Source organism: Microbulbifer maximicatervae (SeqCode) (assembly GCF_052467325.1).
Map to the genome: position 1 here is coordinate 3611860 of NZ_CP174310.1, position 24135 is coordinate 3635994.

Annotated in this window: 25 protein-coding genes and 1 tRNA gene; 13 read left to right on the forward strand and 13 right to left on the reverse strand. The window is 49.4% G+C overall.

Translation table 11 applies throughout. The features are described from left to right. Positions 1 to 8 precede the first annotated feature (8 nt). The 8 genes from ACJJIE_RS16100 (at position 9) to ACJJIE_RS16135 (ending at position 5119) form a co-directional block, all read left to right on the forward strand. Positions 9 to 284, forward strand: coding sequence for an oxidative damage protection protein (locus tag ACJJIE_RS16100; RefSeq protein WP_282930759.1), 276 nt, complete (start codon positions 9 to 11; stop codon positions 282 to 284). A 126-nt stretch (positions 285 to 410) separates the two neighbouring features. Further along, positions 411 to 486 (forward strand) — tRNA-Phe (locus ACJJIE_RS16105). Between the two features lie 379 nt (positions 487 to 865). Further along, positions 866 to 1204 carry a hypothetical protein gene (locus ACJJIE_RS16110; protein WP_444892329.1) on the forward strand — a complete coding sequence of 113 codons (339 nt, stop codon included), beginning with the start codon at positions 866 to 868 and terminating at the stop codon, positions 1202 to 1204. Between the two features lie 632 nt (positions 1205 to 1836). Beyond that, complete coding sequence (locus ACJJIE_RS16115; protein WP_444892330.1) at positions 1837 to 2262, forward strand: hypothetical protein; 426 nt, start codon at positions 1837 to 1839, stop codon at positions 2260 to 2262. A gap of 480 nt (positions 2263 to 2742) precedes the next feature. After that, entirely contained in the window at positions 2743 to 3276 is a 534-nt protein-coding gene (locus tag ACJJIE_RS16120) for a hypothetical protein (protein ID WP_282930711.1), read from the forward strand. Between the two features lie 101 nt (positions 3277 to 3377). After that, positions 3378 to 3815: a DUF1810 domain-containing protein gene (locus ACJJIE_RS16125; protein ID WP_413663762.1), complete on the forward strand. Its 438-nt coding sequence runs from the start codon at positions 3378 to 3380 to the stop codon at positions 3813 to 3815. 379 nt (positions 3816 to 4194) lie between these two features. After that, a complete protein-coding gene (locus ACJJIE_RS16130; protein ID WP_444892331.1) occupies positions 4195 to 4818 on the forward strand; it encodes a GDSL-type esterase/lipase family protein in 624 nt (207 codons plus the stop codon). A gap of 172 nt (positions 4819 to 4990) precedes the next feature. Further along, entirely contained in the window at positions 4991 to 5119 is a 129-nt protein-coding gene (locus ACJJIE_RS16135; RefSeq protein ID WP_444892332.1) for a DUF1810 family protein, read from the forward strand. Positions 5120 to 5156: 37 nt separating this feature from the next. On the opposite strand, the gene ACJJIE_RS16140 is transcribed toward ACJJIE_RS16135, so the two are convergent. The 3 genes from ACJJIE_RS16140 to ACJJIE_RS16150 form a co-directional block, all read right to left on the reverse strand. After that, complete coding sequence (locus ACJJIE_RS16140) at positions 5157 to 6494, reverse strand: dicarboxylate/amino acid:cation symporter (RefSeq protein WP_282930708.1); 1338 nt, start codon at positions 6492 to 6494, stop codon at positions 5157 to 5159. Between the two features lie 189 nt (positions 6495 to 6683). Continuing rightward, positions 6684 to 7697: a YHYH protein gene (locus ACJJIE_RS16145; RefSeq protein ID WP_444892333.1), complete on the reverse strand. Its 1014-nt coding sequence runs from the start codon at positions 7695 to 7697 to the stop codon at positions 6684 to 6686. 23 nt (positions 7698 to 7720) lie between these two features. Beyond that, complete coding sequence (locus ACJJIE_RS16150; protein WP_444892334.1) at positions 7721 to 8752, reverse strand: LysR family transcriptional regulator; 1032 nt, start codon at positions 8750 to 8752, stop codon at positions 7721 to 7723. A gap of 1 nt (position 8753) precedes the next feature. On the opposite strand from ACJJIE_RS16150, the gene ACJJIE_RS16155 reads away from it, so the two are divergent. The 4 genes from ACJJIE_RS16155 (at position 8754) to ACJJIE_RS16170 (ending at position 12658) form a co-directional block, all read left to right on the forward strand. Next, positions 8754 to 9668 (forward strand): CmcJ/NvfI family oxidoreductase, encoded by a 915-nt coding sequence (locus ACJJIE_RS16155; protein WP_444892335.1) that lies wholly within the window; start codon positions 8754 to 8756, stop codon positions 9666 to 9668. A gap of 65 nt (positions 9669 to 9733) precedes the next feature. Next, positions 9734 to 11065, forward strand: coding sequence for an aldehyde dehydrogenase family protein (locus ACJJIE_RS16160; RefSeq protein WP_444892336.1), 1332 nt, complete (start codon positions 9734 to 9736; stop codon positions 11063 to 11065). Positions 11066 to 11100: 35 nt separating this feature from the next. Then, positions 11101 to 11898, forward strand: a complete 798-nt coding sequence (locus tag ACJJIE_RS16165; protein WP_444892337.1) for a prolyl hydroxylase family protein — start codon at positions 11101 to 11103, stop codon at positions 11896 to 11898. Between the two features lie 106 nt (positions 11899 to 12004). Further along, a complete protein-coding gene (locus tag ACJJIE_RS16170; RefSeq protein WP_444892338.1) occupies positions 12005 to 12658 on the forward strand; it encodes a DUF6058 family natural product biosynthesis protein in 654 nt (217 codons plus the stop codon). Here the strand turns inward: ACJJIE_RS16170 and ACJJIE_RS16175 are convergent, their stop codons facing one another. The 4 genes from ACJJIE_RS16175 to ACJJIE_RS16190 all read right to left on the reverse strand — a co-directional run bounded on the left by ACJJIE_RS16175 (position 12659) and on the right by ACJJIE_RS16190 (position 14968). After that, the gene (locus ACJJIE_RS16175; protein ID WP_444892339.1) at positions 12659 to 13306 is read right to left on the reverse strand and encodes an SOS response-associated peptidase family protein; all 648 of its coding nucleotides are present in this window, start codon (positions 13304 to 13306) and stop codon (positions 12659 to 12661) included. A gap of 14 nt (positions 13307 to 13320) precedes the next feature. Continuing rightward, a complete protein-coding gene (locus tag ACJJIE_RS16180; protein ID WP_444892340.1) occupies positions 13321 to 13569 on the reverse strand; it encodes a hypothetical protein in 249 nt (82 codons plus the stop codon). A gap of 414 nt (positions 13570 to 13983) precedes the next feature. Then, positions 13984 to 14769, reverse strand: coding sequence for a type I methionyl aminopeptidase (gene map / locus ACJJIE_RS16185; RefSeq protein WP_444892341.1), 786 nt, complete (start codon positions 14767 to 14769; stop codon positions 13984 to 13986). Continuing rightward, positions 14762 to 14968: a ParD-like family protein gene (locus ACJJIE_RS16190; protein WP_413663773.1), complete on the reverse strand. Its 207-nt coding sequence runs from the start codon at positions 14966 to 14968 to the stop codon at positions 14762 to 14764. Before ACJJIE_RS16190 ends, map begins: the two co-directional genes overlap by 8 nt. A gap of 151 nt (positions 14969 to 15119) precedes the next feature. On the opposite strand from ACJJIE_RS16190, the gene ACJJIE_RS16195 reads away from it, so the two are divergent. Next, the gene (locus tag ACJJIE_RS16195) at positions 15120 to 16823 is read left to right on the forward strand and encodes a phytoene desaturase family protein (protein ID WP_444892342.1); all 1704 of its coding nucleotides are present in this window, start codon (positions 15120 to 15122) and stop codon (positions 16821 to 16823) included. Positions 16824 to 16866: 43 nt separating this feature from the next. On the opposite strand, the gene ACJJIE_RS16200 is transcribed toward ACJJIE_RS16195, so the two are convergent. The 6 genes from ACJJIE_RS16200 to ACJJIE_RS16225 all read right to left on the reverse strand — a co-directional run bounded on the left by ACJJIE_RS16200 (position 16867) and on the right by ACJJIE_RS16225 (position 23860). Then, the gene (locus ACJJIE_RS16200; protein ID WP_444892343.1) at positions 16867 to 17442 is read right to left on the reverse strand and encodes an OmpA family protein; all 576 of its coding nucleotides are present in this window, start codon (positions 17440 to 17442) and stop codon (positions 16867 to 16869) included. Between the two features lie 86 nt (positions 17443 to 17528). Then, positions 17529 to 18176 carry an HAD family hydrolase gene (locus ACJJIE_RS16205; protein ID WP_282930693.1) on the reverse strand — a complete coding sequence of 216 codons (648 nt, stop codon included), beginning with the start codon at positions 18174 to 18176 and terminating at the stop codon, positions 17529 to 17531. 14 nt (positions 18177 to 18190) lie between these two features. Next, positions 18191 to 18556, reverse strand: a complete 366-nt coding sequence (locus ACJJIE_RS16210) for a hypothetical protein (protein WP_282930692.1) — start codon at positions 18554 to 18556, stop codon at positions 18191 to 18193. Between the two features lie 44 nt (positions 18557 to 18600). Next, a complete protein-coding gene (locus ACJJIE_RS16215) occupies positions 18601 to 19347 on the reverse strand; it encodes a 16S rRNA (uracil(1498)-N(3))-methyltransferase (RefSeq protein ID WP_282930691.1) in 747 nt (248 codons plus the stop codon). 131 nt (positions 19348 to 19478) lie between these two features. After that, the gene (locus ACJJIE_RS16220; RefSeq protein ID WP_282930690.1) at positions 19479 to 22610 is read right to left on the reverse strand and encodes an efflux RND transporter permease subunit; all 3132 of its coding nucleotides are present in this window, start codon (positions 22608 to 22610) and stop codon (positions 19479 to 19481) included. Next, positions 22610 to 23860, reverse strand: coding sequence for an efflux RND transporter periplasmic adaptor subunit (locus tag ACJJIE_RS16225; RefSeq protein WP_282930689.1), 1251 nt, complete (start codon positions 23858 to 23860; stop codon positions 22610 to 22612). Before ACJJIE_RS16225 ends, ACJJIE_RS16220 begins: the two co-directional genes overlap by 1 nt. Positions 23861 to 24135: the final 275 nt, after the last annotated feature.

Genomic DNA, 24135 nt, shown 5'->3' on the forward strand with positions numbered 1-24135 from the left:
AGGAGTCCATGTCCAGAACCGTATTCTGCCGCAAGTACCAAGAGGAATTGGAAGGTCTGGATGCACCGCCCTTCCCCGGCCCCAAAGGCATGGATATCTTCGAGAACGTTTCCAAAAAAGCCTGGCTGGAGTGGATGTCCCACCAGACCATGCTGATTAACGAAAAGCACCTGAACATGATGGAACCCTCAAGCCGCGCCTACTTGAGCGAGCAGATGATGAAGTTCTTGAGCGGCGAGGAATACGACGCAGCCGACGGTTACGTTCCGCCGGAACAGCAGTAACACAAGGCCCCGAAGCTTCCCCGGCAAAGAAAAAAAACTTTTTTATAATCAAGGGGTTGACTCTGACTCGGGGAAGGGCTTTAATACGCGCCTCGCGACGCAGGGGAAGCCCAGCAAAATCGCAAAGCCCGGATAGCTCAGTCGGTAGAGCAGGGGATTGAAAATCCCCGTGTCGGTGGTTCGATTCCGCCTCCGGGCACCATATCTAAAAGCCTCATCCGCAAGGATGGGGCTTTTTTTATGTCAAAAAATACTGAAGCAAATTCAGATGCCCTTAAATTTTACATATCTATATATTTAAAAAAAGACACTAACTCTCCCCCCCCCAAATTATTCCAGTTTATCCTCCTTGCTGCAGACACCAATTCAAGTAACTTGCCCCCCGTGTTACTGCATTAGAAAGATGCCTTAGCCTCTCCTAAAAATAAGAAAAAATTTAAGTGTAAACTTGTACGAAAGTGCAGACTTTAAAACCCAATGATTTTCCAATTATTTACTTTAGGTTTACTCAATCTAGTAATCAATGAATAATATGAAATTCAAATTTATATTTCATAGCAAGTCTTATATAGGGGGAATAAATGTTTAAAAAATCAATTACTGCCTTATGCCTATGCCTTTCCAGTTTCGCATATGGGGGAAATGACCAAGTATCAATAGATCGTGAAATATACTTAATAAGAACATATGAAGATTTTGCAGTTATTTATTTTAAACCTGGATTTACCAATACACAGGGCTGCCCAACTGAAACTGAGGAGCAAGTTATACTAGAGTTTGAAGACAGCACTTCTAAAGAAATGTATTCAGCTCTGCTTTCAGCGGCCACGGCAAATAAAAAAGTAGGCTTTGGCATTAGTGGCTGTACAATTCACTCTTTAGGTTATCCGACAATATATAGAGTAGATGTAAATTTTTGATAAAGCCCTCACTACTAGAAAAATTTAATATTCTAGTAGTGAAATTCTCATAATTTAAAAACTATTAATTTTAAGTAATGACTACAATTCCTTTATTCTGAAAGTAAATCATCATGCAGCCCCACAAATAATTCATTCAGTCACCCTCCATCCGATTATCTCTTGGTCTACAATTCAACCGCCCCATTACAAACTAAACCTGCTCGCCTGACACTTTATTAAAATCAGTACCCTTTTGAAAAACACTGTCGAATTATATTGCTTCGCAGATCTCGATTGATCGTCGAGGGATACTGTCCTAACAGTATTGATATTGCCTTCTAAGAGTGTCCGGATTTTCTCAGGCAATAAATATGATATCGTTCGCTCTCGCTCAGCTCGCAATAGCTCATCAGCGCCTTTCTCTCAGTCGAGAGAGGTACTGACTCTACTAGCTAAGCCCTCGCTTACCAATTACACTTACTATCCAAGACCAAGGTATAAAAACTCGACTTCAGAAGAAAAGCGTCCTAAGGCACCACCCCATATCAAGGATGACAGAAGAATATATTAGGTTTATTCACAGATAGGATTATATAGACTCAACAATTGTGTCTTTCACCAAGAAAACTATGTCCACAAAAGAAACATACATGAAGAACTATATAATAATTGGCTCCACCTCTTTAATGCTTATTTTATTCTCTTCAATTTACAGCTTTCTATACGGAAAAGAAGGCAATGACAACATCCTCAATGAAGCCCGAGCACTAGCTCAAGAACATGCAGCCAATGAATTAAAAAATAACAATTTAACCTTGATGGCAGAAAGCTACATGGGAAGCAAAATAGCGAATATCCCAGGTTTAGATGAAGAAAAATATCTAAACTGCTTATCCACTTTAGTAAGCTTGAAATTTTATAAAGACAATGCTGACTTTGAGCCTAATCTTACAGAACTTGAAAAAATTCAACAATTAAAATACACCCCAGAAAAATCGCGCCATTACGCTGTAACATTCAACGAAGTTAAACTTTCTGCAATAAGAAGGCACCCTGATGTTAATTGTATTTTTTAAAGATAAAAATCAGCTTAACAGTATTTTGAATCATTTCACTTCCCTTTCCTAATCATCTCAGCCTGTAACTTTTCGGCCAATACCATTTCAATCACAAATATCAATCGTAAGATAGATATTTAATTGGACCAACACCCTACCTACTATAGAATGCGCGGCTTTTTGCACCTAAGCAGTGAACCACAAAAAAGTTATAGCTAAGTTTCAGAGGTATATATGCCAGCAGGGAAGCCGAATAAGAGTGTTCATTTTATTTATGGAAGTATCATTGCTCTTATTGTTTTGAGCTTTTGTTTTTTACTCTATAAAAGTGAAAGTAACGGTTCCCTACGGGTGAAAATAGGAAACAATGAGCTGGAACTACAAATTGATGATAACAACCAATCAGTTTCAATTCGAGCCTTACTCGATAAGCTGTTCCAAAATTAGGAAGCAAGTCGTGAATCCAAGGCCCTATTAAAGGAATTTGGTAATTCCTATTTGCCGACCGATCCTGAACTTATTGGAGAGATTGAAAAGCAGCCCGTCAAGTCGCAAGTCTCCCGACGTTTGCGGGAGCTTCTCTATGGGTTAAAGGGCCCCTTCGATCGACAAGCTCACAGCTACTACGATGTTGAAAGCTTGCAGGTTATCGACGCAATTAGCGGTCTGGAATTTAACCATCCAGTGTCTAAAGGACTACGAGAAATGTTGATCTATAGACGTGGCCCTTTTGAAGAAAGATCCAAAGATGTACTGCTAAGCGTTCCCGCAGGCAATAGTATTCCATCAGGAAGAGCGGCATCCTGTCGCGGCAATGATTTTTTCAGGCGGGAAATTCGTATTTTTAATACTCAGCGAACAAATTCAATTTCCGTCTTTGTCAGCGGTAGTTTTCCTTTTACTGCTGACACTTCCAATGACATACATCGGCTAATTCAACTTTCCTATGCCGATATGAAGAACCTATTGGGAGATTCTCCAGTGGGAGCCAAGGAGCCCGCCCTTGCTGAGATCATGATGAATATCAATTAATTGGTGGAAGTTCAGCCGTCAGGCAGTTCATCCTCTCGCATTCATCCTTATTGCTGCTAACCTTGGGCCTGCAAAGGAATAAGAATAAAGGGAATCAAAGCATGGCCCAACCATTTCACCTTGAGCGTTTTGTGACGGCGCAAGAAAGCTCTTATGAAAGTGCCCTGAGTGAGTTACATAGCGGCCATAAGCGCTCCCACTGGATGTGGTATATATTCCCCCAGATCTCCGGCCTGGGGCACAGCGCGACATCCGAACATTTTGCAATTAAAAACCTGGATGAAGCCCGGGCTTACCTGGAGCACCCTGTGCTCGGCCCCAGGCTCAAAGAGTGCTGCAAGGAGTTATTGCAACTGAATAATTACTCCGCTTACCAGATATTCGGCTCACCGGATGATGTAAAACTTAAGTCATCCATGACGCTATTTTCTATCGCCGATCCCAAAGACAAGCTATTTGAAGAGGTGCTGGAAAAATACTATGAAGGACAGAAGGACCTTCGTACTTTCGAGATACTGAAAGTTCCTGTCCAACATTAGTTGCCCGCAAGGATGGGGCTTTTTTTATGATCGAAAGGCTGGATGGCAATCATTATCTGAACCACTATATTGGCGTACAAGCTGTAGTATCCATACTCACAGAATCTACCACTCTACCCGTATTAAATTTTCCCCACCATTTATGCCGAACCGATCAGCACCTCTTTCCCCCAAAGAAACTATAAATCTACAGCCCACCTTAGAACTCTCTCCATTCGATTTCTAATTGTTTTTTAACAAGGCTATTCCTACTCCAGCCTTGGACTCTCAACTTTTCGAAATCACGATTTGATACTAATCAATACAACCTGAACTTGGTCGATGTCTATAATGGTAACGGCAAATAAAATCCAAAGTTCAGTCAATTTAGTGACTTTCTATGGCACGAAGAATCCCCAAAAAAATTGTCTTTATTGGTTCCAGTTCTATCTATGGAAAAGGTGATACAGAACTAGGCGGATTTGTTCAAAGATTTCGGTTCCGGTTCGAAACTTTAGATCCCCATAATATAGTTTATGCTCTGGGAATATTCGGAGAGAACGCGAACTCTTTAGCCATAAGACTTTCCCGAGAACTGCCTCCAAGAAGGCCACACTTAATCGGGATATATCCTGGTTTCAATGATATTTGCCGCATCGGGGGACCAAAGGCTGAGAATTCTGTAGCGCTGGACTCTTTCCGTCAAACAGTGCGACAGCTGTTACAAACGTCTAAAACCATCGCGCCGTCCTTCCTAATGACAGGCATTCCGTTCGATGAGCAACGAACTACTCCCTTTCGGAATAGTGATAGCTATTTCTATCAGGCTGATGCGGACCTTTATAACCAAGCTATGAGAGAATCTGCCACTGCCGAAATGATCCCCATACTGGAATTTGACAATTTATGGCGAGACCAGGAATTTATTACCCTTCTCTCAGAGGATGGCCTCCATGCAAACCCCAAGGGACATCAATTACTGTATGAACAGACTTGGAATTTTATCTCTAAAAATTACTTTTAGTATTTCTACATATTTTTCAATCAGAAAAATTATAAAAATATAAAGACTGGAACGATATTAAATAATTTATATTTGTTTTTTCATATCATAAAGATCAACCATACTTTACATATGCCACTTTTTTCTATTTCAAGCTTCCTTTAGATAAACTAGAAGTAATTAAGATTTTAAGATGAAATCTTCTATGGCCTTATCCGCATTGGCAGAAGAGGGCAGAACTTTATTTGATACAATCCTGGAGAAATACTACGAGGGTCAAAAAGACCCTCGTACTCTGGAAACTCTAGTTATGCCGCAATAGAAACCGGGAACCCTCATTTAAGCCATCACTTTAACAGTCAGGCCGTTTGGGCGGCTTCCTCCTCTAGGTTGTCGCTGCCTAACAAGCGGTCCATTACCAGACAGGCTGTCAGATCCCCGGTCACATTGACTGCTGTACGGCACATATCGAGAATCCGATCCACCCCCAGAATCAGCGCAATACCTTCCGGCGGGACACCAATACCGGCCAGAATAGTAGCAAGGATAACAATACCCACTCCGGGAGTACTCGGTGACCCAATAGATGCTCCCACAGTGGTCACGGTGAGACCCACCAACTGTGCAGTGGTTAAGTCAATGCCATATACCTGGGTTAAAAATACCGCAGCAATCACCTGATACAGCGCTGTGCCATCCATATTCACAGTAGCGCCCAGGGGCACAATAAATTTGGCGATGGATGGTTTTACTCCCAGGGGACTTTCTGCAACTTTCATTGACAACGGCATTACCGCAGCAGAGCTGGATGTGGAGAATGCCAGCAGCTGCACTCCGCTAATTCTCTGCAAAAATGTGATCGGACCGACGGAGGTCACCAGGGAAACAATTATCAGGTAAAAGCTGAGAAGAATAAGTAGCCCCAGAATCACGGTGCCCACGTACACGGACATCCCGAGAATTGCAGTGAGACCGACGCGAATAGCAATATCTGCCAGGAGGCCAAATACGGCCAGGGGCGCAAACAGCATGGCCCAGCCAACTACCTTAAGTGCCACCTCCTGAATAATGCCAAAAGCGTATACCGCGGTTTCCCGCTGCTTTTGCGGCAACAGCATCACTGCAACACCAATAAAAATCGCATAGACCACCAGCTGCAACATATTGCGCATGGCGATACTTTCGTTGAGGTTGGCGGGAATCAATTCAGCAATACGCTCGGGAAGCGGTTTGGACTCCATAACCTGGGGCGCGCTCGCAACCTGCAACTCGGTGGCGGCGCTGAGCAGGGACTCGTCGATATAGTCGCCGGGTTGGATCAACTGGACCAGGATAATCCCAATAATCACCGCAACAGTGGTAGTGCCTACAAAGTAGGGGGCGATGCGCAGCCCGACCCGTTTAAGCTGACTGACATTCCCGCTGCCACTGAGCCCCAGGATGATTGAGGACATAATCAGCGGTATCACCACCATCTGGATCATATTCAGAAAGATGGAGCCCGGCAGCTTAAACCAGCTGGCCAATGCCGCACTGAGATCCTGGCTCACCAGCGCGGCCCCCTCAGGAGATAGCAGCAGGCCGACAGTTAGCCCCAGAATCATGGCGACCACTATCTGCATCCACAGGCGAGTGCGCACCAGCACACCGAGGGATTCCACCATTCGGATCAGATAGAAATTTGTACCATTGCTCATTGTTGGTATTCCGGATTACCTGAAATAGTTAGAGGCATTATGTCCCAGGGCCATTAAGGAAACCTGACGGTCAGATCAAGTCCTGGGCTTTTAGGACAGTTATTCGACGCCATTTACTGATATCAATACCAAAAAGAGTGCTGAGGCTCTCTTCGTCTTTCACTATTTGAAGCAACAATCGGGCCTGAGTTAACGCCTGGGTGGTCCGGGAGGTCCCCGGTGGGAGAAATCGCACTGGCTTTGATTGCCGCTCAGGGCACAACCTCTCTCCCCTTTTAGGCAATGCAGGATATCGTTTTCTGCAGCGAGGTTGGCGTGGTAGTGGTAGCCCAAGTCTGCAAACTCATGGCCACGGCATTCGTCCAGGTCATCGGGCTCGCGGCCATCGGCATTCTCCCGCGCATAGATCAGGTAGCCATCTATGGCGACACCGACAATCGCAGCATGGCTTGCGGCAGACGGGTAGGCTTGGCTGCAACCCAGGGCAGCGTGGTAGTGATAGCCCACATGGGGGTTTACATGACCACCACAGGCATCTACTGGCGCTAGGGTGTGTGCACCTAAAATTGCGCCGATGGGCGCGGCGATATCAAATTTAACCCCATTAAAAGCGACCCCATAACCGGAAAAACCATCGGGATTCTGCTTTGACTTGGCCTTGGCAGGCTGTACAGGGATTAAGTAGCGGGTATGAAAATCCGGGCCCATATAGCTGGCCAGGCACTCCACGCAGTAATTGTTGTATTGCGGTGCCACATCAGGCCGCGCGGCCATCTCGCAAGCCTGCTTCGAATCGGTAACCTTTATCGCCCCGGTTTTGGGATCGTATAGGCTCCATTTTGGATCAGAGAAAAAGGTCGCAGCATTTTTAACGAAAGGTCCATCAATCGGCACTATCTGTTGCTTGATAAACATCATGCCGCCAGACGTAATTGGATCGACAACATTGCGTGGGCACCAGGGCCCTATTTTATGTTTGGGTTCTGCCTTTACCACAATCATCCAGCATTGGGTCTTGCGCCCCTCAGAGAGGGTGCAATCCACTTTTTTAATTTCCTCAACCAGTGCGTCCCTGGCAAATAAGTGGGGGATGCCCATTTGCTCGGTAAAATCGGAATGAGCGTAGACAGAAGAGTTCAAAAATATCAGCAGAAAAAATGCTACACGCATGGCGACCACTACCTGAACACTTGGAATGCTCAAGTTTAGCAGCGCTACCTCCCTTACTAACTGCTGGGAAATTGTTGTGCTAACAGGGCGCGAATCCACTTGTGCAAAGGGTCCTGACTGCTGCGGGTATGCCAGGCGGCAATCACATCAAACCCCGGGGGCTGTTCGACAATAGGCAGTGTTTTTAGTCGGGGATCAGGCAACAGTCGCGAGGGCAAAAAGGCAACGGTATTGGTAGAGGCAATGCACTCAGCTGCGGCGGCAAAAGAGGGGACAGAAAGCACCACATTGCGCTCCAAACCAAACAGCTCAAACCAACTATCCGCCATGCCCCGCAGATCTCCCCTGGAAGGTGATACCACCAGCTGTGGCAATGCCGCCAACTCTTCCATTTCCAAAGGCTGATTGGCGCTGTGCAGCATATCGGTGTGCTGACAACATACGCAGACGTAGTGCTCTCGATACAACAACATGCTGGGACTGTTATCCGGCACAAATCCCGGCGTGCTAAACACCAGATCCACTTCACCGGTTTGCAGTTGCTGGGCCATGCGATCAATCTCCAACTTAAGCACCACGACTTTTATATCCGGGGCCTGCTGACGCAGTTGCTTGAGGAGAACTGGCAGTACCACCCGCTGCTCAAAGTCCGTTGCACTGATGGTAAAGATGCCCCGATGCTGTGCCGGGTCAAATTCATCCGTACGCAGCAGCGCCGCGACATTGTTCAGGATCTCATCCAATTTAGGAGCCAGGCGCTCGGCCAGGGGCGTGGGAATAACACCGTTGCTGGTACGGATAAACAACCGGTCATCAAAGATTTCCCGCAGGCGTTTCAATTGTTCACTGACTGTTTGCTGGCTCACGTCCAGCTGGTCAGCCACCCGGGATAAGTTCAGTTCCCGCAAGATAGCGTTCATTAAGCGAAGTTGACGTAACTCCAGCCTCTCCAATGGGTTCGCCCGATGATTTCTGCTCAAACCTGTATCACTCACAACTGTTACTTGGTTTTCATTGTATCCATGTAACCCTAGCATTGTGAGTAGATTGGCCCGTATGGCATCCACTTCGGTGGGGGGAGAGTTCACTATGCAAACCGCAGCCCGATCCTCCTTTCAGGATCAATTAGTTACAGCAATTATTCACTACGCTGATCCCAGTAGCGATCTGGTGTACGACAAGCGTTCAGAGGGCCCAGGGCCGGCCAATCTGGTCGAGAATGTTATTTCCCAGCAGGTTCACATCTACGATGGTCGCGCCCTGAAAACCGCCGGGGAGCGTTTTCGTCTCGATACCCAGGGATTTGAGCTGGTACGCCCTATGCTCGGCATAAACCTGCGCCAGCTGGATGATGCGCTACACGCGCTGGACCAACCCTCAGGGAGTAGCCCCAGCCCTGAGGAGCGCGACCAGTTGATTCGCACCCAATGGTATCCAGCTATTGAATCCTGGATAGGCGCTCACCTGGGTGCAGCAAAGGTACTGACCTTTGACCACACGTTGCGAGCCCAACCATCGACTGATGCGACACCGGAGCTGAGCCGCAGTCGCCGATCCCCGGTGAAATTGGTGCACAACGACTACACACCCTGGTCCGCAGAGCGCCAGCTAAAGGAAACCCTGGAGGCCCGGGGGTACAAGCCATCAGATTATCCGCGCTACCAGTTTATTAATCTCTGGCTGCCCCTATTGCGCCCGGTGCAGGAGTCACCGTTGGCAATGGTGGACCTGCGCACTGTCGCCGCCAGTGATTTCCACAATATGCGATTAATTTACCCAGAGCGAAAAGGGCAGATTTCGGTGTTGAGTTTCAACCCGGTTCACCGCTGGATTTGGTTTAGCGATATGCAGCCCGGCGAAGGCATTTTACTGCGGGTCTTCGATAGCCAGCACCGAGGCGATGTAACCGGTGTTCCCCACTGCGCTTTCGACCTGCCGGGAAGTGCAGGGGCACCACGCAGAACCAGCCTGGAAATTCGCACTATTGTCCTGTTTGACCAATAACACCAACGCTTTTAAAAAAACACCCGGCCACTCAATAAAGTGGCCGGGTTGAGTGAGACCTCATTATGGAAAATATACTTCGATCGATTGATCCACTAACCGGAGAGGCCATCGGATCGCTACCTGTCAGCAAGCCCCAAGATATTCAGGACATGGTGGAGAAAGCCCACAAAGCGCAGCGATTGTGGTCGAGTAAATCTCTTCAGGAGCGGGTACAACTACTTCAGCAGGCTTACACAAAACTGAATGCGGAAGAGGGAGAGCTGGCACAACTTATCAGCCGTGAAATGGGCAAAGATGCCCGGCGAGCACAGTATGAAGCCGGCGGCGTAGTCCAAGGCGGTGCCTGGTTAGCGGGGGATGCCGGAGAGGCCCTGCGGGCAAAACGCAGTGGCGGTAGCGAAATTCAATATCGGCCACTGGGCGTTGTTGCGGTTATCTCCCCCTGGAACTATCCACTGGCCATGGCCAATAACCTGATTGTTCCCGCCCTGGTAGCAGGCAACACTGTGATTTTAAAACCTTCAGAAGAATCGCCGTTGGTCGCTGACTTATTGGTGAAAATACTCAATCAAACCCTGCCTCAGGACATTTTACAAATTGCTCACGGCGATGGCGCAACCGGTGAAGCCCTGGTGAAATCCCCCATCAATATGGTCGCCTTTACCGGATCGCGAACAACGGGCCAAAAAATTATGGCCAATGCCGCTCCGGCATTGAAACGCCTGGTTATGGAGTTGGGTGGCAATGACCCAATGATCGTGTTGCAGAGCGCCAATATTCCCCAGGCTGCACAATTTGCCGTCGGCTCCAGTTTTGAAAATTCAGGCCAGATGTGTACCTCCACAGAGCGTATTTATGTGGACGAGAGAATTGCCGATAAATTCGAAAATGCCGTGGTGGCATTGGCGAAGCAATATCGTGTCGGCGGGTGGCAGGAGCCACAGGTGGATATCGGCCCCTTGGTTAATCACCGCCAACACCAAAAGGTAGTGGAGCATATCCACGATGCCCTGGATAAAGGCGCAAAGCTTCTTTTAGGGGAACGCGATCCACAGGTGCCGTTTGTTCCGCCCACAGTTATCAGCGGTATTCGACCGGGCATGCTGGTGGAAGATGATGAGACTTTTGGGCCTATCGTAGCCATCGACCGCTTTAGCTCAGTGGACGATGTGGTCGAGCGGGCCAATAACTCTGTTTACGGTCTCGGTGCGGTTGTGTTTGGTGAAAGCAAACAGGCCGAGCAAGTCGCCAGCCAGCTGCAAGCGGGAATGATTGGCATCAACCAGGGCGCCGGCGGGTCACCTTGGGTGGGCGCCAAGCAAAGTGGCTTTGGCTTCCACGGTGGAGCTGAAGGGCACCGGCAGTTTGCACAAACTACCGTTTTAAACCGCTAAGCCTTTGAAAAAATTTTCCAATAGAAGTACAGCAGATGTCCACGACTGAAAGTATTGATACTGTCACCCACTTGGATGACTTCTTTGTTATCGCCCGCGAACCCGGAGCAGAACACCCGGCCCTACCCACCTGGGCTACTCGCAGCAAAAACCCGGCGGCGCTGGCCGAGCAGGCGCCGCAGCCGGTTTCACGACGAGATATCGCCGAGGTACCCGGAGCCTTCCAATTGCTCAATGTCTTTTCAAAAGAGGAATGCCAACGACTCATTGATATCACTGAAGCGGTGGGCTATTTACCGGATGCAGCCGTCTCCCTGCCCCGGGAGGTCCGCCATAACGATAACCTGACCTGGGTGGTAGACGAAGTTACAGAGCGACTGATCTGGCAGCGATGCCGAGACCTGGCGCAGGACTTAAATGGTTACTTTGGTGGAAGAGAGGCTGTTGGCATCAATCGGCGTTGCCGCTTTTATCGCTATGGTGAGGGAGATTTCTTCCAGTTCCACACCGATGGCGCCTGGCCCGGTAGCCGCATTGACAACAACCAGTTGATCACCAATGGCTACCCCGATCGCTATAGTGAAATGACGTTTTTAGTACTACTGAGTGAAGATTTTGAAGGTGGTGCAACCCGATTCAGGGTGAATGCAGATGATCCCCTAAAACAACCCAGTCGGGATTCTTTATTAGACATCGATGTCCGCATACCTGCCGGGGCCGTACTGTGCTTCCCCCATGGAATGCATCCCTTACACAGAATTCACAGCTCTACTCCAATCACCCGAGGAATCAAATATATTATTAGAACGGATATTCTCTTCCTGCAGGAATAAATTCTCCAAGACCTGTTAAAAGGGAAAAGATGCTTCGGCTCACATCGAAGTATTAAGTGCTCCAGGTGCTAGAATTTCATTCGATTTCTACCTTGGAGCACATTCAGTGGAATTAGTTAACTATCTGGATAAACACTTCCTAACCAAAGAACAGCTTATTCAGGCTACTCAAATCAGCGAACTACAATTGCAGCGCTACCAGGATGAGGGTGTTATGCCAAAGCCCTCTTATAAGCTCAATATTCAATGGGACTGTGAATCCTTTTTTGGGCCCCACTCCGAAAAACAGGCAGTTGAGTACTTTGCAAAAGGCTACGCCAGCTGGATTGGTATCATAGAGGCTAAGCAAGACTTTAACTCTATTTACCAGTGCTTTGGTGATCGATACAAGGATAAAATAGCCCAATTGCGAAACCTAGGATACGAATCTAGCAACTTAAAATTTTCATCCGGAATCTCTCAACATATCGAAGAGGAGTGGCAACACTTTATTGAGGGGACTTATGGATTATGTACTCGCAGTGGCCTGCCGGAGGATATAGCTACAAAGGAACTGGCTAGCATAGAAATCAATGCGCTTCTTACACAAGATACTTTAAGCCAAAAACAAATACATCGGCTTAATCGCTTTGTAGATATTCTGGATGAAACCAGCGCACATTTTGCGCCTCACGAAAGAAGTATAAGTTCAAGGCAGAAGCTAATTGATACGCCGCGCAGGAAATATAATTTAGATTGCTCTGTATCAAAAAGTAAATAATTATCCAATTACGGGGATAGGATCACCGATATACTCAGTCGAAGTTGCCCGCAGCAAAGGGTGGGCCGTCAGTATTTTCCCCGAGTACTCAATGGATGGTTTTAAGAAAGGGCTAAAATCTTCTGTCACCCCCGAACAATTTAACCAGGACTCTACAAAATCTGGGCGATTGGGCGCAATCATGGGAAGTGACTTTTCATGATAGCGCTTAGTGGCTGGATGGGAGTCCAAAGTAATGATTGAGCAACTGAGTAAATTTCCCCAGATTTTATACAAACCACAAAAGAAAAAAGGTTCACCATAACTGAATTCCACCGGGTGCTTGCCACCTTGGCTTTCCACCCAGGCGGTAGCCGGAATTAAACAGCGGGACTTGCGATATTCCTGTCTGGAATCCAATTTTTTCCAATTGCTGTTGATGGACCAGTATTTTTTATGGGGCCGCCAAGTATCACCATGCCTCTCAAGGTAGAGATGCCAAATAGCGTTTTCTATTTCAGCAGAACCCTTCCGAGTAGTTACGATAGACACCTGCTGGGTGGGCCTCCGGCGCCTACCGTAAATCATATGTCCGGCACCCCGGATACCATAGGTATCGAGAAAGCGCTCCATACCCGCATGATCACTGACATCAAAGACACTACACACCCAGAGCCTCCCACTTATCCCGCTGAACTGGTTTTTTCAGTATGTTCGGACAGCCACCTTAAATTACTCTCGATCCCTCTCATCTGGCACAAGGTTAACTCCAATTCCTTGCGTAAATCCACTCCCACAGCAACAGAAAACCGACGTACGTACTTTTCATAGTTCAAAATACTAATCGCGTACATAGGGCGATTATCGTAACTGGAGCGATAGCGGCAGATACGAATCGGCTCACGATCAAAAACTATAACCCTGGGGCGCATAATCAACCACTTAATATACTGTATAAAAATACAGTATATATTGGTTTCCTGTGGTTATGTCAAGAAAGCCACAACTTGGCATCAAGGCCATTCTTCATCAGTGGCATCGTATTTTTGCTTATGAGGACAGGGGTTACTTGATGATAAATTAATGCGTCAGGGGAGGGGAGAAAATCCAGCAATGCTGATTTTTTATCACATCAAAAAATAATATTGCGAGGAAATAGGAGCTCAGAATTTACCATCACATCAATATCATCTCGAGTGCCCAAACACGCCAAAATGTCGTGGAGGGCAATGCCAATAGCTGAACCTGACTACCTAAAATAACTCACCCTTCTAAAAAATTAGGGAGTGCGGATATTTGTTATCTCACAACCCCTTCTTTATTTACGCAGCAGTTATTATTGATATCTATTTGATCTTAGAAGATCTCTCTTCATCCCTAAGCGTTAGCACTTCATAACCGTCACCAGTTACCAAAATCGTATGCTCCCATTGGGCCGATAGCTTTTTATCCTTAGTTACTACAGTCCAGCCATCTTTCTTGAGTTTGGTTTTACGATTTCCCTGATTGATCATGGGCTCAATGGTAAATGTCATTCCCTCCTGTAAAACTTCACCGGAACCAGGCCGCCCAAAGTGAAGAACCTGAGGTGCTTCATGCATTTCCCGGCCAATACCGTGGCCACAATATTCCCGTACGACACTGAAGCCGTTGCGCTCGGTATGGCGCTGGATTGCATTGCCGATATCACCAAAAGTAACTCCCGGCTTTACCGTGGCAATACCGGCCCACATAGCTTCATAGCAGGTGGTTACCAGTTTTCTGGCAATAGGGGTCACGGTACCGATGCTATACATTTTGCTGGAATCCGCGATATAGCCAGATTTCTCCAGGGTAATATCCACATTGATGATATCTCCCTCCCGCAGTAGCTGCTTATCACTTGGCATGCCGTGACAGACTACCTCATTGACTGAGGTGTTCAGGGCGTAGGGATAATCATATTGCCCCTTGCTGGCGGGGCGGGCATTGAGTTCATTGACAATAAATTCTTCTACCCGCTCATTAATTTGCATTGTCGAGACCCCCGGTTCAATAAAGGAGTCCAGCATGGCAAATACACGGCTCAACAATTGACCCGATTGGCGCATTAACTCCTGCTCATCAGGAGTCTTTATTTTTATTTCACTCACGTGTCAGCTCTTCCAGGGTTAATGCCTGATTGCGCAGCAACTTCTTACACAAGTCGCTGTAGCTTAATTCCGGGTTCAGCTCCGCCAGCATCCCAATCTTGATCCAGTACTCCGCCTGGGAATTAATTGAACGGGCCATCACCGTACTGGCCTTGCGAATCTCATCGTGTAGCTCATCGGATATCTTGACGATGCCCATAACTATTACCTTGATATGCTTTATATACAAATTGTATACATTACATATAAAAGCGCACAATAGATATACAGAATATTAATATGCAACTTATTGCATAGCTCGATAGGGGGCGCTATGGTTGAGGAATAAAAACAATAGTGGCGAGGCCATCATGACAGAGACCCCTGAGAAGAAGCGCAGTGCCCCAAAACCAAGCCGGCTGCGCATTGGTCGGCGCTATCGCCCGAGTCGCCTAGAAGGCAATTACGACGCCATTATCATTGGCTCAGGCATTGGCGGTCTGACTTGTGCTGCGATGCTCAGTGCCATGGGCAAGAAAGCCCTTGTCCTTGAGCAACACTACACTGCCGGGGGATACACCCACGCCTATGACCGCAATGGTTATGAGTGGGATGTCGGCGTCCACTATATCGGCGACGTGGGCGAACACCCCACCATGACCCGCAAGATCTTCGACTTTATTTCCAATAACCAGTTGCACTGGGCGCCAATGGACAGCACCTATGACCGCATCTGTATTGGCGATAAACAATACGACCTGAAAGCCGGCCGCCAGCAATTTATCGATGAATTAGTCAGCCACTTCCCCGATGAGCGCGCGAATATCGAGGAGTACCTGCAGCGCCTGAATGTGGTTGCCAAAGCCATGCAGCGACTGGCAATGGAAAAAATGCTGCCCTCCTGGTGTGGGCCTTTTATTCGCCTGTGGAGAAAACTGCGCGAACCCGCCTGGCTCAATAAAACCACCCGCGAAGTTCTCAGTGGAATCACCAGCAATGAAAAGCTGATCTCTGTGCTGACAGGTCAGTGGGGTGATAATGGCATGACCCCATCCGAGGGCAGCTTTATTATTCACGCCCTGATCGCCAAACATTATCTCTATGGGGGTTACTATCCTGTCGGCGGCGCCAGCAAAATCTCCGAAACGATAATTCCCCAAATCCAGGCCAGTGGTGGAGATGTATTTACCTATGCCAAGGTGGAAACCATCCTGATGAATGGGGATCAGGTTCGCGGTGTAAGAATGTCCGACGGACATGAAATCGAAGCACCATTAGTTGTCTCCGGCGCAGGGGTATTTAATACCTTCGAGAAGCTGTTACCGCGCAGTACCAGTGAGCGCATGGGATATATCCGCGACCTGGACACCGTCAACCGCTCCATGTCTCACCTGTGTCTGTATATTGGCTTGGATAAAACTGCGGAAGAATTAAACCTGCCCAAGACCAATTACTGGATCTATTCCAGCGATCAGTACGAAGAGGATATGCAGGCCTTTATCGACGATCAGGGTAAGGAAATACCGCTAGTCTATATTTCGTTCCCGTCTGCGAAAGACCCCACCTTTACCCAACGCTACCCGGGCCGCGCAACTATCGAAATTGTGGCACCGGCCAACTACGATTGGTTTGCCCAGTGGCACGACAAGCCTTGGGGCAAGCGAGGAGATGATTACGAGGATCTGAAGGAGGCATTTAGCCAGCGCCTGCTGGAGCATTTGTATAAGCACATGCCGCAGTTACGTGGGGAAATCGATTACTACGAGCTTTCAACCCCGTTATCCACGGATTATTTCTGCTTCTACCCACGGGGAGAGATCTACGGACTGGATCACGATCCCAACCGCTTTGAGCAATCCTGGCTGAGACCCAAAAGCCGGGTCAAAGGGCTCTACCTTACAGGGCAGGATGTGATGAGCTGCGGCGTAGCCGGTGCAATGATCTCCGGTATGCTCACAGCGCAGAGTATTATTGGATTGCGTCAAACTGGAAAATTAATGAAGAAAATATTTTCCAATCAAGCCCCAAAAGAGCCGGTAAATTCCAGTGAGGAACTGGGTAATGCCTCTAGCTGAGACACTACTCTAAGCTAGCTCTTCACCTGCAAGCTGTTCGGGGTTAGCGCCTCGGCAGTTTGCTGGGAACACGATCAAAATTTAGTACCCGGATCATCAGGCGGCGGTTCTCCCGCTTGCCTTTCTCTGTCTCATTATCCGCAATCGGATCAGTATCGCCGTAGCCCTGGGCTTCCATACGGTCAGCGGAGACGCCTCGCTCTATCAGGAAATGCTTTACCCAATCCGCTCTGCGCTGGGACAGGCTGAGATTCTTCTTCGCATCGCCGCCACTGTCTGTATGCCCCTCAATGGAGATTCGCATCTCTGAAAAATCGCGCATGATCACCAGCAAGGCTTCCAGATCGGCAATGGTTTCTATGCGGGGGGCAAAACCGCCGGGATCGAACTCCAGGCGCAGGCGGAATGTGTCCCCGATGGACCGGTTATTTCCCCGTAAAAACCTCACCAGCTCATCGGCAAAGGGCGCCGCTGCTCGGGCAGTCTTCTCACTGTCACCTGACTGTATTCCATCGACAGGTTCGAGCGTATATTTCTTTGGGGGTTCGGACTGGTCACAGCCCACCAGAGTAAAGGCCAATAAGAATAGGCAACTGGCAGACAAGAATTTACCCGCCATAGGTACAGCTTCCGGTTTCTCGACGTCAAATTCAGTGTAGAACAGCGAAAGCGCTGATCAACCGGAAGTCTCGGCCACTGTGGCCATTAAATAAAGTTGAGAACTGCCATCATATCTGTGACTACCCGGGCACCCTGCTGTTCCAGCTGGGGGCCCCGCACTGGGTGAGCGCTGTAGCCAACCACGCGCATACCTGCAGAGACCGCCGCAGAGACACCGGCAATGGAGTCCTCCACCACCAGACAGCGCTCCGGTGCCACCCCCATGGCATCTGCCGCGTGCAGGAATAGCTCTGGCCAGGGCTTGCCCCGGGATACATCGTCGGCACTGAAAATCCGCCCGTCGAAATAATCGTACAAACCGGTCTTATTCAGTGTCAGCTGCATTTTCTGGTGAGAGCCCGAGGAGGCCACGCAGCTGCGCAGACCCAGCTGTTGAAGTTGATCGAGCAGGCCTTCGATACCCACAACCGGCTGCAATTCCTGCTGGAATGCCTCGCGGATACGCCGCTCCGTATTGCCAAAATAATTATCCGGTAGTGGTCCGCCAAAGCGCTTCTCGATTTCCACCAAGCAGTCCCTGGCCGGGCGACCGCTGAATTGCTCGTCCAGCTCCTCGGCGGTGGTCTGCAAGCCCAGGCGATTCATTTCTTCTGCCAATATGCGACAGACGATGCTCTCGCTGTCTACCAGCACACCATCACAGTCAAAAATAATTAAATCGGTAGAAGACATGGGAACCTACATCGTTAACGCGCAGAGAGCAGCATCAGGCCGAGAATGACACCGATGACGCCGCTAATACGCAGGAAATTTTCATTGCCACGGGAAATTTTAACCGCTAATTCTTTGCCCCGCTCAAAACCAATTTGCAGCATATAGGCACCACTCAATAGCACCAGTACACCGAGGGCATTGAACAAAATATACCAGTGGCGAGTGTCTGCAATTAGTAAAAGGATCAGGCCAATAATAATTCGCGCCCAGGCGGAGAGGGCATAGCCGGTTTCGTTAAGCCGTTCGCTGAGGCTTTGTGCCAGCTTCGGCTTGGCAATAATCGCCAGTGATAACACAACGATGACAATGCCCAACAACCAGATAAATGCTTTTATCATGCTCTTCTCTCCCTGAATACTCTCGAGTCCAATCCTTCAGTGACTTACAAATCACCCCATTGAAATTGCAATACCGACAATGCCGCTATCGGCGCTGTCTCAGTGCGCATCACCCTTGGTCCCAAGCGCAGAGGCATAAAATCCTGCGCCAGTGCCGCATCGATTTCAACCTGCGATAGCCCGCCTTCTGGACCTACCAGTAGCAGGGCGGACTCCGGTGTACCGCGCTCCGCCTGCCATTGGCGCAAATCCAGCTCGGTGCGGTGATGCAGTACCAACTTGGCTTGGGGCTCAGCTTCAGCAGATTCACTCTGTAAATACTGCGCCAGCTTTATCGGTTCGGCAATCTCCGGCACCCGGTTGCGCTCACACTGCTCACAGGCACTGATAGCAATCTGGCGCCAGTGACCCAGTTTTTTCTGTAAGCGGTCCCCGGACAGCTTCACTTCACAACGTTCGGTAAACAGCGGCTGTATCGCCGCCACTCCCAGCTCAGTGGCTTTCTGTATCACCCAATCGAAGCGATCGCCACGGGAAATACCGATCGCCAGGGTCAGTGCCAACGGTGACTGGCGATCCTCTGCACAGTACTCTCCCGTGCGCGCGCGCGCCCGTTTGCCGGTCTCGATCAACTCCGCCGTGTACTCACCGCCATTGCCATCAAAAAGAACTAAAGGGTGGCCCGCATTCAAGCGAAGTACTTTTACCAGGTGACGGGAAGCCAGCTCATCCAGGTCTACTTCTTGATCGGAAGCCAGAGGCTGCTTGGAAAAAATACGCGGGATGCGCATGGGGGAATCCTATTCAAACACCATAAAAAAGCCGACAGGAATGTCGGCATTTTGCTGGCAGTTAGTTTAGGCATTTATACCCCAAAGGCGCAATGGTGAAGGCGACCCACCATTGCGCCCGGATACCCGCGCTACACAGTCTCCAATGAGACCGGGGTATCGTCTTCTACTGCAACTTTGTGCTTCGGGCGTAACTTCTCAATAACTTTGTACAGGTTGGGAACCAAGATCAAAGTCACTGCCGTTGCAAACAGTACACCGAATGCCAGGCTGATCACCATCGGGATCAGGAACTGGGCCTGGATTGAACGCTCGAACATAATCGGTACCAGACCAATAAAGGTAGTAATCGAGGTCAGGATAATCGGGCGGAAACGATCCCGGCCCGCGTGTACTACCGCATCCATCACCGCCATACCTTGAGCGCGCAGCTGATTAATACGATCCATCAATACCAGATTGTCGTTCACAACCACGCCCGCCGCTGCGAGGAAACCGAGCATCGACATAATGCTGATGTTGTGCCCCATCAACAGGTGGCCAACTAAAGCACCGAAGAATCCAAAAGGTACAGCAGTGAGGATCAATAGCGGCTGAGAGTAGGAGCGGAAGGCAATCGCCAGCAATGCGTAAATAGCGAACAAAGACAGCACAAAGAAGGCCAGGATAGCCCCATTAAATTCCTCTTCTTCCTGCATTTCTCCTGCGGTTCTGAGAGAGAAGCCGGGGAACTGACGCTCCAGTTCAGGTACCAGGGTCTCGCGCATATCCTTAAGGATATCCTGCGTGCTGGAAGTATTCGGTGTTATTTCAGCGGTTACCCGAACTGTGCGTTCGCGGTCGTTGCGGCGAATCGTGGTGTAGCCTGGCACATAAACCGCATCAGCTACCGCTGAGAAGGGTACCTCCCCATCGTTGGTACGGATACGAATACGGTCCATCTGCTCTTCACTGGCGCGCTCCTCCATGGGGTAGCGAACCATTACACGAACATCCTCACGACCACGTGGGATACGTTGAACCTCCTCACCATAGAAGCCCTGGCGAACCTGCCTGGCCACATCTGACAGGTTAATGCCCATCGTGGTAGCGTAAGGCTTCAGCTGGATTTCAATATCCCGACGGGCGCTGGTCAGGTTATCGCGCACATCATAAACACCGACATAACTATCCAGCTTTTCCTTAACTAGGTCAGCCGCAGCACGCAGTTCCTCCATATCCCCCGAGGCAGTGCTCAGGTTTAGACTCATACCATTGCCGCTATTGTTAATAGTGGCATCAATATTCATATCTTCGACACTAGCTGGTAGTTCGCCAATCAATTCGCGCCAGCGCAGCGCCAAAGATTCAGAAGTAACATCACGCATCTCTCCATCGATGAGCTGCAGGGTTACATAGATGTTGCCTCGCCAATTGAAAACCAAGGAGTTCTCCAAGAAAGGCTCACCCTTGTTCTGCTCCAGCATTCCCTCATCAGATTCCAACTTATCAGCGGCGCTAAGTACCTGCTCCATTACCCGTTCAGCTTCACTGAAAGGCTCACCAGAGGCCATTGAAATTCGCAATTGCAATAAATCAGAGGGGACCTGGGGGGAGAATGAAGAGCCCACATAACCGCTCTGAAAAACAGCGATCGACAAACCAAGCGCCAACATAAAGCTCATTACTGTGGTTCGGCTATTGCTGAGGGACTTCTTCAGCAGCGGCAAGTAATACTTGTCGCCAGCAGTTTTCATAGCGCCGGCAAAACGCCCACGCACTTTCTGTAACTTAATTCCCAGTGTCGACTTGGCTGGCTTCTCAGGCTTCATGCCTACCAAGTGAGCCGGCAGGATTAACAGGGACTCTACCAGCGAAAACACCAGACACAGCAATACCACCACCGGCAGGGCCAGCATCATCTGTGCGGTGACACCGGGCAGGAACAGCATGGGAATAAAGAACACCATGGTGGAAGTCACGGCAAAAATTACCGGCGAAGCTACCTGCTTCACCCCTTGCTCGGCCGCAGCTAAGCCAGATTCACCTCTATCGTGGGCAGCATGCACGGCCTCTCCCACAATAATGGCGTCATCCACCACAATCCCGAGTATCAACAGGAAAGCGAACAGCGACAGCATATTCAGACTGACGCCGGTCACCGGCAACAGCCAAAAAGCACCAAGGAAAGCGACAACAATACCTACGGTTACCCACATGGCCAGTGCCGGGCGCAGGAACAGCATCAGCATGACAAACACCATGGCAAAACCGCTCAGGGCATTGGTAGTCAGCAGATTCATGCGACCTTCAAATGCCTTGGAGAAGTCGAACCAGACATCCAGTTCCATACCCGGAGGCAATTGCTCGCGAGTCTCTTCCAGGAAATCTTTGATTCGCTCTGCCGTTTTCACCACATCCAGGGGCTCGCCCTGAATAATGCGGAGGTTCATGGCAGGATTGCCATTAAAGCGAATAACGTTGTTGTATTCCTCAAAGCCATCCCGCACTGTCGCTACATCACGCAGTAACAATACAGAGCCATCAGCACGGCTAACCACGGGAATGCGCTCAAAGTCTTCAGCGGTATAGGCTTGGCCTCGGGTTTGAACCTGGATATCACCGCGATCCGAGCGCACCATGCCGGCAGGCAGATCCAGAGAGGAGCGGCGCACCGCATCGGCAACCTGATTAAAGCTCAGGTTATAACGACGCAAATCCAGCTCGGAAACTTCAATAGATAACTCGTCCGGCCGATCACCCCAAACATCAACGCGGCGCACACCCGGAATCAAGTTGAGCTTGTCGCGCAGATCTAGAGTTGTCTCCTTAAGCTGACGCTCTGAAACCGGACCGCCGATAGCAATCATCATTAATTCGGCATTAGCTTCGATCAAGCGAATAACAGGACGTTCAATTCCATCCGGAAAGGTGCTGATACTGTCCACCTGCACCTTAATATCGTTGAGCAGGCGCAGTTCGTCGTAACCATCCATCGCCTGAACTTCAATAGAAGCATGGCCCCGCCGGGAAGCGGAATTCACTTCCTTAATACCTTTTACTTCGGAGATTGCTTCCTCAACACGTACAGTTACCTGCTGCTCTACTTCAGCAGGACCGGCACCAGGATAGGAAATATCCACATCGACAATACCCAGCTGCACCGTTGGGAATACTTCCCGGTCGATACCGGATATACCAAAGAATCCGCCGATGATAATCATGATCATCAGCAGGTTTGCCGCCTTACTATTGCGCGCAAACCAAGGGATGATTCCGTTCATTACTTGCCTCCCTGGGAAGCATTACTAACGCCTCCGGCATCACCCGCAGCTGACAACTTGGCGGGCTCAGCAGAATCCTCTGAGAGGCTACCCAGACCCGCAGGCCGCTCATTGAGAGGATTGGCGGTAAGCACCATACCTTCACGGGAGTAGCCCAGACTCGAAACAATAACCCGATCGCCTACAGCGATATCGCCGCGCAGCCAGATTTTGTCTCCCACGGTTTGCAGTAACTCTACAGTCTTGTAACTCAGCTGGCTCTCTTCATTCAGCACCAGCAAGTGATCCCCTTCGTGCAGTGCTTGGCGCGGTAATTCCACAACATCATCAAAAGTTTTACCGGCGATGTCGGCCTCTACAAACAGGCCATTCATCAGCGGAACCTCTCCCTCGTAGGGGTTTTGAACCTGGGCAACAGCAAAGATAAAGCGGCTATTGGGGTCAATACTGGCCTCGGTGCGCACCAGCTGTGCGCGCCACTTATGTTCACGACCGGCTACCACGGCCTGCAAGCGCACGGCGGGGCCATTCTCGATGGATTTACCCAGGGGCAGGTTGAGCAGTGCTAATTGCTGATCAGTCAGGGGAAGGCGAACTTCGGCAATGCCGGTGCTGTGAATTTTTGCCAGCGGCGTGCCGGGGGTAATGTACTGGCCCAAATCTACATAGGTCTCCACAACACGACCGGCAAAGGGCGCTTTCAATGTGGTACGTGCTAAATCCAGCTTGGCTTGATCGCGATCGGCCCGTGCAGCCTCCACCGCCGCCTTGGCCGCCTCTAGGTGGGGTTTGCGCAGGAATAAAGCGTTGGCAGCCTCTGACCCCAAGTCGCGCCACTCGCGCTTGGCCTGCTTGGCATGGCCCTGCTCCTGTGCAAGGGCAGACTTGGCATCTGCCAATTGAGCTTCTGCGCGGGTAACCTGATACTGGTAATCAGCTTGCTCAAGCTGCAGCAAATTGGCGCCTTTTTTGAAGAAACCACCGGCAACAAAGGCTTCATCGACACTTTCAATCACACCACCAACTCGGGCAATCACCTCGATTTCATGGCGGGCATGTACAGTTCCCTGGCTGGGAACCAACAGTGTTTGACGACTGGGCTCTATATAGAGGACATCAGCCATTGGCGGTATCACTGCCTCCGGTGGTTTTTCCTCCGGCTTTGGCTTCAATACAACCACCGCAGCAATAACAGCCACCCCGATTAACAATACAATGAATAACAGCTTGTTTTTACTCGAGACTTTCACAGGTACCCTCTACCCCGTTCCCTGACCTAAATTGGTCAAATTTTAGTTAGCACGCATTCTACTGAAGTTCGACGCAGATAAGGCGCAATTTGGATGCAAACTGCCGCACAAGTTTGTGTCCTGCCGCAAACCTTCCTCGCTGCGCTCGGGTAACGCATAATGCCGACCCGAAATTACCCCTGTAATGGCCCTCTCGTTTACCCGCTACAAACCACGGAAACTGAAAGGCTACTTACTGGTCCAACGTCGCCCCTAAAGGTACGAAATTTCCCGGA

Coding starts and splice junctions, on each gene's coding strand:
- ACJJIE_RS16195 (WP_444892342.1), top strand. CDS start 15,120: ATGACAGAGACCCCTGAGAAGAAGCGCAGTGCCCCAAAACCAAGCCGG.
- ACJJIE_RS16110 (WP_444892329.1), top strand. CDS start 866: ATGTTTAAAAAATCAATTACTGCCTTATGCCTATGCCTTTCCAGTTTC.
- ACJJIE_RS16210 (WP_282930692.1), bottom strand. CDS start 18,556: ATGATAAAAGCATTTATCTGGTTGTTGGGCATTGTCATCGTTGTGTTA.
- ACJJIE_RS16165 (WP_444892337.1), top strand. CDS start 11,101: ATGTCCACGACTGAAAGTATTGATACTGTCACCCACTTGGATGACTTC.
- ACJJIE_RS16155 (WP_444892335.1), top strand. CDS start 8,754: ATGCAAACCGCAGCCCGATCCTCCTTTCAGGATCAATTAGTTACAGCA.
- ACJJIE_RS16135 (WP_444892332.1), top strand. CDS start 4,991: ATGAAATCTTCTATGGCCTTATCCGCATTGGCAGAAGAGGGCAGAACT.
- ACJJIE_RS16160 (WP_444892336.1), top strand. CDS start 9,734: ATGGAAAATATACTTCGATCGATTGATCCACTAACCGGAGAGGCCATC.
- ACJJIE_RS16125 (WP_413663762.1), top strand. CDS start 3,378: ATGGCCCAACCATTTCACCTTGAGCGTTTTGTGACGGCGCAAGAAAGC.
- ACJJIE_RS16215 (WP_282930691.1), bottom strand. CDS start 19,347: ATGCGCATCCCGCGTATTTTTTCCAAGCAGCCTCTGGCTTCCGATCAA.
- ACJJIE_RS16140 (WP_282930708.1), bottom strand. CDS start 6,494: ATGAGCAATGGTACAAATTTCTATCTGATCCGAATGGTGGAATCCCTC.
- ACJJIE_RS16205 (WP_282930693.1), bottom strand. CDS start 18,176: ATGTCTTCTACCGATTTAATTATTTTTGACTGTGATGGTGTGCTGGTA.
- ACJJIE_RS16200 (WP_444892343.1), bottom strand. CDS start 17,442: ATGGCGGGTAAATTCTTGTCTGCCAGTTGCCTATTCTTATTGGCCTTT.
- ACJJIE_RS16130 (WP_444892331.1), top strand. CDS start 4,195: ATGGCACGAAGAATCCCCAAAAAAATTGTCTTTATTGGTTCCAGTTCT.
- ACJJIE_RS16190 (WP_413663773.1), bottom strand. CDS start 14,968: ATGGGCATCGTCAAGATATCCGATGAGCTACACGATGAGATTCGCAAG.
- ACJJIE_RS16180 (WP_444892340.1), bottom strand. CDS start 13,569: ATGCGCCCCAGGGTTATAGTTTTTGATCGTGAGCCGATTCGTATCTGC.
- ACJJIE_RS16115 (WP_444892330.1), top strand. CDS start 1,837: ATGAAGAACTATATAATAATTGGCTCCACCTCTTTAATGCTTATTTTA.
- ACJJIE_RS16100 (WP_282930759.1), top strand. CDS start 9: ATGTCCAGAACCGTATTCTGCCGCAAGTACCAAGAGGAATTGGAAGGT.
- ACJJIE_RS16220 (WP_282930690.1), bottom strand. CDS start 22,610: ATGAACGGAATCATCCCTTGGTTTGCGCGCAATAGTAAGGCGGCAAAC.